This window comes from Pseudomonas paraeruginosa PA7, from assembly GCF_000017205.1.
GTDB lineage: Bacteria > Pseudomonadota > Gammaproteobacteria > Pseudomonadales > Pseudomonadaceae > Pseudomonas > Pseudomonas paraeruginosa.
In genome coordinates this window covers 2,060,056-2,073,119 of record NC_009656.1, presented here as the reverse complement: position 1 = coordinate 2,073,119, position 13,064 = coordinate 2,060,056, and the positions used below count along the sequence as shown (strand labels likewise).

The window sequence follows — 13,064 nt, the reverse complement described above, 5'->3', positions numbered from 1 at the left end:
ATTACCCCACGAGTTGGTTGAGAGAAAGGATCGGAAGAAGAATGGCAAGGACGATGACCAGCACCACCGCGCCCATGAATATCAGCATGAACGGCTCGAACAGGCCGACCATCAGGCCGATCTGCGCGGCCAGGTCGTTCTCCTGGTTGCGCGCGGTGCGCGCCAGCATCTGGTCCAGCTCGCCGGAACGCTCGCCGCTGGCGATCATGTGCAGCATCATCGGCGGGAACTGCCCGGTGGCCTCCAGCGAGCGGGTCAGGCTGGCGCCCTCGCGGACTTTCTGCGCCGCCTTGACCACCTCGTTGCGGATGATCCGGTTGGCGATCACCTCGGCGGCGATCGCCAGCGCCTCCACCAGCGGCACGCCGCTGCGGGTGAGGATCGCCAGGGTCGAGGCGAAGCGCGCGGTGTCGGTGGAGCGCACCAGCCGTCCGACCAGCGGCACGCGCAACAGGAAGCCATGCCAGCGCTCGCGAAAGGCGTCCTTGCGCAGCGCATAGCGGAAGCCGATCACCCCGCCGATCGCCGCGACGAAGGCCAGCGCGCCCCAGGCCTTGACCCAGTCGCTGACGCCGATCAGCACGCGGGTCAGCAGCGGCAGGGTCTGCCCGCTATCGATGAACACGCGGACCACGTCGGGCACCACGTAGCCCAGCAGGAAACCGACGATGGCCAGTGAGGCGACCATCAGGATCACCGGATAGAGCAGCGCCAGCTGGATCTTCTGCCGCGACTGCTGGCGTTGCTCGGTGTAGTCGGCGAGCTGCTCCAGCACCGGGCCGAGGTGCCCGGCGTGCTCGCCGGCAGCCACCGTGGCGCGATACAGTTCGGGGAAGGCCGAGGGGAACTCGCGCAGGCTGCCGGCCAGGCTATGCCCCTCGAGGACCTTGGCGCGCACCGCGAGGAGCATCGACTGGATGCGCTGCGAGGTGGATTGCGCGGCGGCGGCGCGCAACGCTTCCTCGATCGGCAGCGCGGCCTGGACCAGGGTCGCCAGTTGCCGGGTCACCAGCGCCAGGTCGCGCGCCGACAGCCCGCGGGCGAAGCTCAGGCGTCCGCCCTGCCCGCCCTGCTCGCGGGTACGCGTGGGTTTCACCTCGAGCGGCGCCAGTTGGCGTTCGCGCAGCAGCTGGCGGACCTGGCGCGCGCTGTCCGCCTCCAGCACGCCCTTCTGCTGGCGACCGCCGGGGTCGAGGGCGAGGTATTCGAAAGCGGCCATTATTCTTCCCGGGTCACGCGCAGGACTTCCTCGACCGTGGTGACGCCTTCCAGCACCTTGCGCCGGCCGTCGTCGCGGATGCTCGGTCCGCTGGTGCGGGCATGCCGGGTCATTTCCTGCTCGGAGGATTCGTTGTGGATCAGCGAGCGCATGTGGTCGTCGAACACCACCAGCTCATAGATCCCGGTACGCCCGCGGTAGCCATGCTGGTGGCATTCGCCGCAGCCGCGGGCGCGATGCAGGGTCGGCGGCGCGGCGGGATCGACGCCGAGCAGCGCGCACTCGGCCTCGTCCGCCAGGTAGGGCTCCTTGCACGCCGGGCAGAGCACCCGTACCAGGCGCTGGGCCAGCACGCCGAGCATCGAGGAGGACAGCAGGAACGGTTCGATGCCCATGTCCACCAGGCGGGTGATCGCGCCGATGGCGCTGTTGGTGTGCAGGGTCGAGAGCACCAGGTGCCCGGTCAGCGAGGCCTGCACGGCGATCTCGGCGGTCTCGCGGTCGCGGATCTCGCCGACCATCACCACATCCGGGTCCTGCCGGAGGATCGCGCGCAGACCGCGGGCGAAAGTCATGTCGACCTTGGCGTTGACCTGGGTCTGGCCGATGCCCTCCAGGTGGTATTCGATCGGATCCTCGACGGTGAGGATGTTGCGGGTGCGGTCGTTGAGGGTGGTCAGGCTGGCATAGAGCGTGGTGGTCTTGCCCGAACCGGTGGGGCCGGTGACCAGCAGGATGCCGTGCGGCTTGCGCACAGTCTCGTCCATCAGCTTGCGGTCGCGCTCGCTCATGCCCAGGTGCTGCAGGTTCAGGCGCCCGGCCTGCTTGTCGAGCAGGCGCAGCACCACACGCTCGCCGTTGGCCGAGGGCAGGGTCGAGACACGGATGTCCACCTCGCGCCCGCCGACCCGCAGGGAAATACGGCCGTCCTGGGGGATGCGCTTCTCGGCGATGTCCAGGCGGGCCATGACCTTGATCCGCGATACCAGCAACGCCGCCAGCTCGCGCTTGGGTTCGAGCACCTCGCGCAGTACCCCGTCGACGCGAAAGCGCACCACCAGGCGCTTCTCGAAGGTCTCCAGGTGGATGTCGGAGGCGTTCTCGCGGATCGCCTCGCCGAGGATCGCGTTGATCAGGCGGATGATCGGCGCATCGTCCTCCTGCTCCATCAGGTCCTCGGTTTCCGGGACCTGGTCGGCCAGGGCGGCGAGATCGAGACTCCCGCCGAGGTCTTCGGCGAGCTGCATGGCCGCGGAGGAATCGTGCTGGTAGGACGCGGCCAGGGCCTGGTTGAAAGCCTCCTCGCCGAGCGCCTTGAGCGGCAGGCGGCGACCGGCGAAGCGCTGCGCCTCGGCGATCGCCGCCGGCTCCACCTGCGGCCGGCAGGCCAGCCAGTACTGTTCCTCCAGGCACAGGAACAGCAGGCCCTGGCGCTTGGCGAAGCTGAACGGCAGGCGCCGTGGCGGTGCGGCCGGCGCGGCGATATCGGGTAACGGGGCTGTCATCATGGATGCCTTATAGCGGTAACCTAACAGAAGTATCTTGGTCGTATATGACCACTGAATGGTTACCGTCAGTATTGTTAGTTGATAGTCATTTTGTGCGGCCGGTCCCGAGTCCCTCTTGCAGAAGTATCCTGGCGAGCCGTTATCTTAAGCACAAGCGTGCCTGGCCCGGCCAGTCACACCTATTGATAGAAGTAGGTAGCCTACTGGCAACGAACTGCTATGATCCCTCGGCGATCTTCAGACATAACGATAAAGACCAGGAGTGATGTATTGCCTTTCTCCGGCGCCTCTTCCCGCTGGCTGCAGCGGTACGCCCCGGCCCTTCTGGCTGTTGCCCTGATCATCGCCATGAGCATCAGTCTCGCCTGGCAGGCCGCCGGCTGGCTGCGCCTGCAGCGCAGCCCGGTGGCCGTCGCCGCCTCGCCGGTCAGCCACGAAGCGATCCGCAGCGATCCGGCCCGCCTGGCCCGGCTCTTCGGTACCAGCGCCCAGGACCCCAACGCCCCGCCACCGGCCACCAACCTCGACCTGGTGCTCAAGGGCAGCTTCGTCCAGAGCGACCCCAAGCAGTCCAGCGCGATCATCCAGCGCCAGGGCGACAAGCCACACCGCTATGCGATCGGCGGCGAGATCAGCGACGGCGTGAAGCTGCACGCGGTCTACCGCGACCGCGTCGAACTGCAGCGCGGCGGGCGCCTGGAAAGCCTGCCCTTCCCGCACCGCTCCGGAGGGCTGCTGGCCAACGCGGACACCATTACAAGCGAGAACGACTCGATCGAACAACTGCAAAGCCTGCAGGATGAGAACGCCGCAGCATTGCGCGAGCGCCTGGACGCCTTGCGCCAGCAGATGGAAGCGACACCCATCGCAGAACCCGCCGAAGAAGACTCGAGCGAGCCCACGACCACGCCTACGGAAAGCGACTGATCCGATGTCCCAGCCTTTGTTCCGCGCCCTGCTTGCCCCCTCCAGTCGTTCGTACGTCCCTGCCATCCTTCTCAGCCTGGCCCTCGGCATCCAGGCCGCGCACGCCGAAGACAGCGGCAGGAACGCCGTCGCCCCCGCCGGCAACCAGCAGGAGGCGCACTGGACGATCAACCTCAAGGATGCCGACATCCGCGAATTCATCGACCAGATTTCCGAGATCACCGGCGAGACCTTCGTCGTCGACCCGCGGGTCAAGGGCCAGGTCAGCGTGGTGTCCAAGGCCCAGCTATCGCTGAGCGAGGTCTACCAGCTGTTCCTCTCGGTGATGAGCACCCACGGCTTCACCGTGGTGGCCCAGGGTGACCAGGCGCGCATCGTGCCCAACGCCGAAGCCAAGACCGAGGCCGGCGGCGGCCAGAGCGCACCGGACCGCCTGGAGACCCGGGTGATCCAGGTCCAGCAGAGCCCGGTGTCGGAACTGATCCCGCTGATCCGCCCGCTGGTCCCGCAGTATGGGCACCTCGCCGCGGTGCCCTCGGCCAACGCGCTGATCATCAGCGACCGCAGCGCCAACATCGCGCGGATCGAGGACGTGATCCGCCAGCTCGACCAGAAGGGCAGCCACGACTACAGCGTGATCAACCTGCGCCACGGCTGGGTGATGGACGCCGCCGAGGTACTCAACAGCGCCATGAGCCGCGGCCAGGCCAAGGGCGCGGCCGGCGCTCAGGTGATCGCCGACGCGCGCACCAACCGCCTGATCATCCTCGGCCCGCCGCAGGCGCGCGCCAAGCTGGTGCAACTGGCGCAGTCGCTGGATACGCCGACCGCGCGCTCGGCCAATACCCGGGTGATCCGCCTGCGCCACAACGATGCCAAGACCCTGGCGGAAACGCTCGGGCAGATTTCCGAAGGCATGAAGAACAACGGCGGCCAGGGCGGCGAGCAGAGCGGTGGCGGCCGTCCGAGCAATATCCTGATCCGCGCCGACGAAAGCACCAACGCCCTGGTCCTGCTGGCCGACCCGGACACCGTCAACGCCCTCGAGGACATCGTCCGCCAGCTCGACGTGCCGCGCGCCCAGGTGCTGGTGGAAGCGGCCATCGTCGAGATTTCCGGCGACATCCAGGACGCCGTCGGCGTGCAGTGGGCGATCAACAAGGGTGGCATGGGTGGAACCAGGACCAGCTTCGGCAATACCGGACTGTCCATCGGCACCCTGCTGCAGGCGCTCAAGGATGACAAGATTCCCAACCCGCTCCCCGACGGCGCCGTCGTCGGCATCGGCAGCAGCAGCTTCGGCGCGCTGGTCACCGCGCTGTCGGCCAACAGCAAGAGCAACCTGTTGTCGACCCCGAGCCTGCTGACCCTGGACAACCAGAAGGCGGAAATCCTGGTCGGCCAGAACGTCCCTTTCAATACCGGCTCCTACACCACCAACAGCGAAGGCTCCAGCAACCCGTTCACCACCGTCGAGCGCAAGGACATCGGCGTCAACCTCAAGGTCACCCCGCATATCAACGATGGCGCCGCGCTGCGTCTGGAAATCGAGCAGGAAATTTCCTCCATCGCGCCGAATGTGCAACAGGTCAGCGACACCGATATCATCACCAACAAGCGCTCGATCAAGAGCACCATCCTCGCCGAGAACGGCCAGGTCATCGTGCTCGGCGGCCTGATCCAGGACGACGTGGTGCAGGCCGAATCCAAGGTCCCGCTGCTTGGCGACATCCCCTGGCTGGGCAGGTTGTTCCGCTCGACCAAGGACACTCACACCAAGCGCAACCTGATGGTCTTCCTGCGCCCCACCGTGGTCCTCGACGGAGCGGGCCTGGCGGCGATTTCCGGGAAAAAGTACAGCGACATCCGCGTGCTCGACGGACGCCGGGGTCCCGAAGGCCGCCCGAGCATCCTGCCGAGCAGCGCCGGGCAATTGTTCGATGGGCAGACCGTGGATCTTCGCGACCTGAAATCGGAGTGATGCCCACTCCGGAACGCCGGAGCGAAAACGAAAAAGGCGCTGCCCGTTACGGACAGCGCCTTTTTTTCATACCGCCATGGCGCGACTCAGTCGAGGTAGATCATCTTCCGCGTCATGCCGCCGTCGACCAGGAACTCCTGGCCGGTGACGAAGCCGGCGTCCTCGGACAGCAGCCAGGCCACCAGCGAGGCCACGTCCTCGACGCTGCCGACCCGGCCGACCGGGTGCTGGTCGTGGTCCAGCTCGGTCAGCGGCGCGGCCTCGCGTTCGGCCACGTCGCGGGTATCGATCCAGCCGGGGCTGACCGCGTTGACGCGGATTTCAGGGCCGAGGCTGGCGGCCAGCGCGTGGGTCAGCGCCAGCAACCCGCCCTTGCTCGCCGCGTAGGCTTCGGAATCGGGCTCTGACTGGTGGGCGCGGGTGGAGGCGATGTTGACGATGGCGCCGCTGTGCGCGCGCAGGTAGGGCGTGCAGTATTTGGCCAGCAGCATCGGGCCGTTCAGATTGACCGCCAGGGTACGGGTCCATTCGCCGAGGGTCAGCGCCTCCAGCGGGGTATTGCGCGGATTGGCGATGGCGGCGTTGCACACCAGCGCGTCCAGGCGACCGAACTGGCCGAGCACCTCGGCCACGCTCATCGCCACCTGGCTCTCCTGGGCCACGTCCATGGCGACGAACCAGGCCTGCTCACCGAGCGCCTCGGCGACCCTGGCGCCACGTTCGCGGTCATTGTCGGCGAGCACCACCTGCCAGCCCTCGGCGATCAGCCAGGCGCTGATGCCCAGGCCGATGCCACGGGCCGCCCCGGTGACCAGCGCGACCTTGCCGTTGCCTCGCAGGTTGCCTTCGTTCACAGCGCGGCCAGCCCCCGGGCCATGTCGGCCTTGAGGTCGTCGAGATCTTCCAGGCCGACGGCGACCCGGATCAGGCTGTCGCCGATCCCGGCGCGCGCCCGGTCCTCGGCGGACAGGCGGCCGTGGGAGGTGGTCGCCGGATGGGCGATGGTGGTCTTGGTATCGCCCAGGTTGGTGGTGATCGAGACCATCCGCGTGGCGTCGATGAAGCGCCAGGCGGCATCGCGCCCGCCCTTCACGTCGAAACTGACCACCGCGCCGAAACCGCTCTGCTGACGACAGGCCAACTCATGCTGCGGGTGGCTCCGCAGGCCGGCGTAGTAGACCCGCTCGATGCCCGGCTGGCGTTCCAGCCACTCCGCCAGGGCCTGGGCGCTGGCGCAATGCGCCTGCATGCGGATGCGCAGGGTTTCCAGCCCCTTGAGGAACAGCCAGGCATTGAACGGGCTGAGGGTCGGACCGGCGGTACGGAGGAAGCCGACCACCTCCTTCATCTGCTCGCCGCGCCCGGCGACCACCCCACCCATGCCCCGGCCCTGGCCATCGATGTATTTGGTCGCGGAGTGGATCACCACGTCCGCCCCGAGCTTCAGCGGCTGCTGCAGGGCCGGCGTGCAGAAGCAGTTGTCCACCGCCAGCAGCGCGCCCCTGGCATGGGCGATCTCGGCGAGCGCGGCGATATCCACCAGTTCGGCCAGCGGGTTGGACGGCGACTCGACGAAGAACAGCTTGGTATTCGGCTTGCACGCCGCTTCCCAGGCCGTGAGATCGCTCAACGGCGGATAGTCGACCTGGATGCCGAAGCGCTTGAAGTACTTGTCGAACAGGCTGATGGTCGAACCGAACACGCTGCGCGAGACCAGCACATGGTCGCCGGCGCTGCACAGGCTCATCACCAGGGCGAGGATCGCCGACATGCCCGACGCCGTGGCCACCGCCTGTTCGGCTCCCTCGAGGGCGGCGATGCGCTCCTCGAAGGTGCGCACAGTGGGGTTGGTGTAGCGCGAATAGACGTTGCCCGGCACTTCGCCGGCGAAGCGCGCGGCAGCGTCGGCGGCGGTGCGGAACACATAGCTGGAGGTGGTGAACAGCGCCTCGCCGTGCTCGCCCTCGGGCGTCCGCCGCTGCCCGGCGCGCACCGCCAGGGTGTCGAAGGCCGCGCCTTCCAGGTCGCTGTCGAGGCGCCCGGCATCCCAATCCTGTGTCATGCCGCTCTCCCCCTTTCAGTCGTTGTACAGGTCGATGATCGCGCTGACCGCCTGGCTCTTCGCCTTGGTCGCATCGTTGCGCGCCTGTTCGATCCGGTTCAGATAGGCCTCGTTGACGTCGCCGGTCACGTATTCGCCGTCGAACACGGCGCAGTCGAAGCGGTCGATCTTGATCTTGCCGCCGCCGACCGCGTCGATCAGGTCCGGCAGGTCCTGGTAGACCAGCCAGTCGGCACCGATCAGCTTGCTGACGTCCTCGGTGCTGCGATTGTGCGCGATCAGCTCGTGCGCGCTCGGCATGTCGATGCCGTAGACGTTGGGATAGCGCACCGCTGGCGCGGCGGAGCAGAAGTAGACGTTCTTCGCGCCGGCCTCGCGGGCCATCTGGATGATCTGCTTGCAGGTGGTACCGCGGACGATCGAGTCGTCCACCAGCATGACGTTCTTGCCACGGAATTCCAGCTCGATGGCGTTGAGCTTCTGCCGCACGGATTTCTTCCGCGCCGCCTGGCCGGGCATGATGAAGGTGCGGCCGATGTAGCGGTTCTTGACGAAGCCCTCGCGGAACTTCACGCCGAGCCGGTTGGCCAGCTCCAGCGCCGCGGTGCGGCTGGTGTCCGGGATCGGGATGACCACGTCGATATCGTGTTCGGGACGCTCGCGGAGGATCTTGTCGGCGAGCTTCTCGCCCATCCGCAGGCGCGCCTTGTACACCGAGATGCCGTCCATGATCGAGTCCGGACGCGCCAGGTAGACGTGCTCGAAGATGCACGGCGCGTATTTCGGCGCCCTGGCGCACTGGCGGGTGTAGAGCTTGCCTTCCTCGGTGATGTACACCGCCTCGCCCGGCGCCAGGTCGCGGATCAGGGTGAAGCCGAGCACGTCCAGGGCCACGCTCTCGGAAGCGATCATGTATTCGACGCCATTCTCGGTGTGGCGCTGGCCGAAGACGATCGGCCGGATCGCGTTGGGGTCGCGGAAACCGACGATGCCGTGGCCGGTGATCATCGCCACCACCGCGTAACCGCCGACGCAGCGGTCGTGCACGCCGGAGACCGCGGCGAAGATGTCCTCCTCGGTGGGCTGCAGCTTGTTGCGCACCGCCAGTTCGTGGGCGAACACGTTGAGCAGCACTTCCGAGTCGGAGTTGGTGTTCACGTGGCGCAGGTCGGACTCGTAGATTTCCTTGGCCAGTTGCTCGACGTTGGTCAGGTTGCCGTTGTGCGCCAGGGTGATGCCATAGGGCGAGTTGACGTAGAACGGCTGCGCTTCCGCCGAACTGGAGCTGCCGGCGGTCGGGTAGCGCACATGGCCGATGCCGACGCTGCCGATCAGGCGCTGCATGTGGCGCTGCTGGAAGACGTCGCGGACCAGGCCGTTGTCCTTGCGCAGGTACAGCTTATCGTCATGGCAGGTGACGATACCGGCAGCGTCCTGGCCGCGATGTTGGAGGACGGTGAGCGCGTCATACAGCGCCTGATTGACGTTCGACTTGCCCACGATACCGACGATGCCACACATGTGACGCAACCCCTACTTGGCTCAAGCTGGAAAGATGGGAAGCGCGATCGGCCCGTCCCGGACCATCGAGCTGACCAGCGCCTCGTCGGCCGCTGGCTCCCGCGAATCGGCGACCCTCGCCGCCGACTGGCTCGCGGCACCTCCTGTGCCGCCGACGCCGCGCCATCGACGCGCCGCCCTGGAAAAACACGGAACCCGGCCTCGGCCAGTGTCCCGCCAAAATCACTGGCTGGGAAGCAGCCCGCCGACGCCGCTCGGTGGCGTGATCGGCGCTGCCGGCAACCACTGGCCGGCGAAACCGAGAATGAAGTTCTTCGACCAGTCGGCGACCATCAGGAAATGCGGCATCAGCACCGACTGCTGCCACCAGGGGTCCTGTTGCACCGGGGCCAGGCTGAGCAGGCCGACCAGCAGCACGACCAGCAGCACGCCACGCGCACCGCCGAAGACCATGCCGAGGAAGCGGTCGGTACCGGACAGGCCGGTGACCCGGATCAGTTCGCCGATGAGGTAGTTGACCAGCGCCCCGAGCAGCAGGGTCGCGATGAACAGCAGCGCGCAGGCTGCGATGATGCGGGCCGAGGGGGTCTGGATGTATTCGCCCAGGTGCTGCGCCAGCGCCCCGCCGAACATCCAGGCCACCGCGCCGGCGACTATCCAGGTAAGCAGGGACAAGGCTTCCTTGACGAAGCCGCGACTCAGACTGATCAGGCTGGAAACGACGATGATGGCGACCATCGTCCAATCGACCCAGGTAAATGCCACTATGCAGCCCACAAGCAGAAAAGGCGCTGCATTTTAGCAGAGCGCGCCCGCGACGGTAAGCCGCGGGTGGCGGTCAACCGCGTTCCGGCTGGAAACGCACGACGAAGCCGTTGAGCTTCTGCTGCTTGCTCAGCTGGTCGCGCAGGCGATCGGCCTCGGCGCGCTGGATCACCGGCCCGACGAAGACCCGGTTCATCCCGTCGAAACTGCGGATATAGGCGTTGTAGCCCTGGGAACGCAGGGTCTTCTGCAATTCCTCGGCGCGCGCCCGGTTGGACAGGCTGGCCAGCTGCACCGACCAGCTCTGCGGCAGGTTGTTGGCGTCCAGGCGTTTCTCCGCGGCTGGCTGGCTCGGCGGCGCAGCGGCCGGTTGCGGCTGGCTCGGCGGCGTGCTGGCAGCCGGGGCCTGAACCTGTGCTGGCGGCTGGGCGGCCGGAGGAGACGCCGGCAGGCCGCCGATCGGCTGGCTGGGCTGGCCGACGGTGGCCGGAGTGCCCTCCTGGACGATTTCCGGCGCAATGTCTTCTTCGCCGGGTTGCAGCTCCGGCACTTCGGTCGGCTGCACCTCGACGCTGGGCATCGCCGGCGATTGCGGGCGCGGCGGCGCTTCCACCACGACCTGGCGCGACTCGTCTTCGCGGGTGAACAGCATCGGCAGGAAGATCACCGCCAGGGCGATCAGCACCAGCGCCCCGACGATACGCTGCTTCAGCCCTCTTTCCAGCAAGGCCATGGTTTACTCCCCCTTATCCGTTCTATGGGCCAGCCATTGCAAGCCTTCGGCCACGCTGTAGAACGATCCGAACAGCAGAATGACATCGTCCGCGGACGCCTTGGCGCACTGCGCCTCCAGGGCGGCGGCGATATCCGCATGGCTGCTCGCCGGAACCTGGCGCAGGATCAGCGCCGCTTCCAGCTCCGCCGCCGGCCGCGAACGCGGGGTCGGCAACGGTGCAACGGCCCAATCCTGCACCAAGCCGGTCAAGGGTTCCAGCACGCCATCGAGGTCCTTGTCCGCCAGCAGGCCGAATACCGCCAGGTAACGGCCTCGCGGCGGTGCCGCGCGCAACCGCTGCGCCAGGTACTGGGCGGCCTGGGGATTGTGCCCGACATCCAGCAGCAGCTGGCGCGGCTGGCCGTTCCAGGACAGGCCGCGGCGATCGAGACGACCGCTGACCCGGGTCCGTCGCAAGGCCTCGGCGAGGCCGTGCGCCTGCCAGGGCAGGTCGAGCAGCGCGTAGGCCTGCAGGGCCAGCGCGGCGTTTTCCATGGGCAGGTCGAGCAACGGCAGGTCGTGCAGCGCCAGCGCCTGGCCGTCCGCGGCCAGTCCGCGCCAGTGCCAGCCATGATCGGCGAGCGCCAGGTCGTAGTCACGACCGCGCAGGTAGAACGGCGCGCCGAGCGTCACCACCTGCTCGAGCAACGGCTGCGGCGGATCGAGGTCGCCGCACAGGGCTGGCTTGCCGGCGCGCAGGATGCCGGCTTTCTCGAAAGCCACGCTGTCGCGGGTATCGCCCAGCCAGTCGGCATGATCCAGGCCGATGCTGGTGATCAGCGCCAGGTCGGCATCGATCAGGTTGACCGCGTCCAGGCGACCGCCGAGACCGACCTCCAGCACCGCGAACTCCAGCCCGGCACGTTCGAACAGCCAGAAGGCGGCCAGGGTGCCCATTTCGAAATAGGTCAGGGAAATCTCGCCACGTGCGGCTTCCACCGCGGCGAAGGCTTCGCACAGCTGCGCATCGCTCGCCTCGACGCCATCGATCCGCACCCGCTCGTTGTAGCGCAACAGATGCGGCGAGTTGTAGACCCCGACCGACAATCCCTGCTCGCGCAGCAACTCGGCGAGCAAGGCGCAGGTGGAGCCCTTGCCGTTGGTCCCGGTGACGGTGACCACGCGTTTCGCCGGCCTTCCCAGGCCGAGCCGGCGCGCTACCTCGCGGGAACGCTCCAGGCCCATGTCGATGGCCGTCGGATGGAGTTGTTCGAGATAGCTCAGCCAATCGGCCAGGGAACGCCGGGTCATGCGGATACGGGGCTCGGCGAATGAGTGAAGGCCGACAGCAGCCTGGCCAGGCGCGGACGCAGCTCGCCACGGTGCACGATCATGTCGATGGCACCGTGCTCGAGGAGGAACTCGCTGCGCTGGAAGCCTTCCGGCAGTTTCTCGCGGACGGTCTGCTCGATCACGCGGGGGCCGGCGAAGCCGATCAGCGCCTTGGGCTCGCCGACGATCACGTCGCCGAGCATCGCCAGGCTGGCGGAAACACCGCCGTAGACCGGGTCGGTCAGCACCGAGACGAACGGGATGCCTTCCTCGCGCAGGCGCGCCAGGACCGCCGAGGTCTTGGCCATCTGCATCAGCGAGATCAGCGCTTCCTGCATGCGCGCGCCACCGGAAGCGGAGAAGCAGATCAGCGGGCAGCGCTGTTCCAGGGCGACGTTGGCCGCGCGGACGAAGCGCTCGCCGACGATGGCACCCATGGAACCACCCATGAAGGAGAACTCGAAGGCGCAGGCGACCACCGGCATGCCCTCCAGCTTGCCGCTCATGGCGATCAGCGCGTCCTTCTCGCCGGTATCCTTCTGCGCCGCGGAGAGGCGATCCTTGTACTTCTTGCTGTCGCGGAACTTCAGGCGGTCCACCGGCTCCAGGTCGGCGCCCAGTTCCTCGCGGCCTTCCTCGTCGAGGAAGATGTCCAGGCGGGTACGCGCGTTGATGCGCATGTGGTGGTCGCACTTCGGACAGACATCCAGGGTCTTTTCCAGCTCCGGACGGTACAGCACGGCTTCGCAGGACGGGCATTTGTGCCACAGGCCTTCCGGCACCGAGCTCTTCTGGGACTCGGAACGCATGATGGAAGGGATCAGCTTGTCTACCAGCCAGTTGCTCATGCTCTTTGTTCTCCAGTGCAAGGTCGGGATGGCCGCACCGATCCGGTGGCGACGTCCCTGAGCAAATTCATCTTCGTGACCGCCAGCGATGGCAGGCTGCACGGCTGCGATGCGTCTCGCCGCCAGCCCCTTCCCCCGCCAAGGCGCTCACCTGGGCGATACCCGGCAGGCGGGCACCGCGAAATA

The 13,064-nt window shown here is 67.3% G+C and carries 11 protein-coding genes; 2 read left to right on the top strand and 9 right to left on the bottom strand.

The genetic code is table 11. The features are described from left to right. Nucleotide 1: 1 nt before the first annotated feature. The gene (gene xcpS / locus PSPA7_RS09720; RefSeq protein WP_012075069.1) at nucleotides 2-1,219 is read right to left on the bottom strand and encodes a GspF family T2SS innner membrane protein variant XcpS; all 1,218 of its coding nucleotides are present in this window, start codon (nucleotides 1,217-1,219) and stop codon (nucleotides 2-4) included. Then, nucleotides 1,219-2,727: a GspE family T2SS ATPase variant XcpR gene (xcpR, locus tag PSPA7_RS09715; protein ID WP_012075068.1), complete on the bottom strand. Its 1,509-nt coding sequence runs from the start codon at nucleotides 2,725-2,727 to the stop codon at nucleotides 1,219-1,221. The genes xcpS and xcpR overlap by 1 nt, the downstream gene beginning before the upstream one ends. A 219-nt stretch (nucleotides 2,728-2,946) precedes the next feature. Here xcpR and xcpP point away from each other — a divergent pair, with 219 nt between their 5' ends. After that, nucleotides 2,947-3,654, top strand: a complete 708-nt coding sequence (gene xcpP, locus PSPA7_RS09710; RefSeq protein ID WP_049792030.1) for a type II secretion system protein N — start codon at nucleotides 2,947-2,949, stop codon at nucleotides 3,652-3,654. Nucleotides 3,655-3,658: 4 nt separating this feature from the next. Next, a complete protein-coding gene (gene xcpQ / locus PSPA7_RS09705; RefSeq protein WP_012075066.1) occupies nucleotides 3,659-5,635 on the top strand; it encodes a GspD family T2SS secretin variant XcpQ in 1,977 nt (658 codons plus the stop codon). 86 nt (nucleotides 5,636-5,721) lie between these two features. Here the strand turns inward: xcpQ and PSPA7_RS09700 are convergent, their stop codons facing one another. The 7 genes from PSPA7_RS09700 to accD all read right to left on the bottom strand — a co-directional run bounded on the left by PSPA7_RS09700 (nucleotide 5,722) and on the right by accD (nucleotide 12,878). Then, nucleotides 5,722-6,489: an SDR family oxidoreductase gene (locus PSPA7_RS09700; RefSeq protein WP_012075065.1), complete on the bottom strand. Its 768-nt coding sequence runs from the start codon at nucleotides 6,487-6,489 to the stop codon at nucleotides 5,722-5,724. Next, nucleotides 6,486-7,697, bottom strand: a complete 1,212-nt coding sequence (locus PSPA7_RS09695; RefSeq protein WP_012075064.1) for an O-succinylhomoserine sulfhydrylase — start codon at nucleotides 7,695-7,697, stop codon at nucleotides 6,486-6,488. Before PSPA7_RS09695 ends, PSPA7_RS09700 begins: the two co-directional genes overlap by 4 nt. Before the next feature lie 15 nt (nucleotides 7,698-7,712). Continuing rightward, entirely contained in the window at nucleotides 7,713-9,218 is a 1,506-nt protein-coding gene (gene purF / locus PSPA7_RS09690) for an amidophosphoribosyltransferase (protein WP_012075063.1), read from the bottom strand. Between the two features lie 222 nt (nucleotides 9,219-9,440). Next, nucleotides 9,441-9,983: a CvpA family protein gene (locus PSPA7_RS09685; RefSeq protein ID WP_074197483.1), complete on the bottom strand. Its 543-nt coding sequence runs from the start codon at nucleotides 9,981-9,983 to the stop codon at nucleotides 9,441-9,443. A 73-nt stretch (nucleotides 9,984-10,056) separates the two neighbouring features. Next, on the bottom strand, nucleotides 10,057-10,716 hold the full coding sequence (locus PSPA7_RS09680; protein WP_012075061.1) for an SPOR domain-containing protein: 660 nt from the start codon (nucleotides 10,714-10,716) through the stop codon (nucleotides 10,057-10,059). A gap of 3 nt (nucleotides 10,717-10,719) precedes the next feature. Next, nucleotides 10,720-12,009: a bifunctional tetrahydrofolate synthase/dihydrofolate synthase gene (folC, locus tag PSPA7_RS09675; RefSeq protein WP_012075060.1), complete on the bottom strand. Its 1,290-nt coding sequence runs from the start codon at nucleotides 12,007-12,009 to the stop codon at nucleotides 10,720-10,722. Then, a complete protein-coding gene (accD, locus tag PSPA7_RS09670) occupies nucleotides 12,006-12,878 on the bottom strand; it encodes an acetyl-CoA carboxylase, carboxyltransferase subunit beta (RefSeq protein WP_012075059.1) in 873 nt (290 codons plus the stop codon). The genes folC and accD overlap by 4 nt, the downstream gene beginning before the upstream one ends. Between the last annotated feature and the right edge of the window lie 186 nt (nucleotides 12,879-13,064).

What these genes read in the sequence shown, in the direction of transcription:
- xcpQ (WP_012075066.1), top strand. Translation starts at nt 3,659, where the DNA reads ATGTCCCAGCCTTTGTTCCGCGCCCTGCTTGCCCCCTCCAGTCGTTCG.
- PSPA7_RS09680 (WP_012075061.1), bottom strand. Translation starts at nt 10,716, where the DNA reads ATGGCCTTGCTGGAAAGAGGGCTGAAGCAGCGTATCGTCGGGGCGCTG.
- accD (WP_012075059.1), bottom strand. Translation starts at nt 12,878, where the DNA reads ATGAGCAACTGGCTGGTAGACAAGCTGATCCCTTCCATCATGCGTTCC.
- xcpS (WP_012075069.1), bottom strand. Translation starts at nt 1,219, where the DNA reads ATGGCCGCTTTCGAATACCTCGCCCTCGACCCCGGCGGTCGCCAGCAG.
- purF (WP_012075063.1), bottom strand. Translation starts at nt 9,218, where the DNA reads ATGTGTGGCATCGTCGGTATCGTGGGCAAGTCGAACGTCAATCAGGCG.
- xcpP (WP_049792030.1), top strand. Translation starts at nt 2,947, where the DNA reads ATGATCCCTCGGCGATCTTCAGACATAACGATAAAGACCAGGAGTGAT.
- xcpR (WP_012075068.1), bottom strand. Translation starts at nt 2,727, where the DNA reads ATGATGACAGCCCCGTTACCCGATATCGCCGCGCCGGCCGCACCGCCA.
- PSPA7_RS09695 (WP_012075064.1), bottom strand. Translation starts at nt 7,697, where the DNA reads ATGACACAGGATTGGGATGCCGGGCGCCTCGACAGCGACCTGGAAGGC.
- folC (WP_012075060.1), bottom strand. Translation starts at nt 12,009, where the DNA reads ATGACCCGGCGTTCCCTGGCCGATTGGCTGAGCTATCTCGAACAACTC.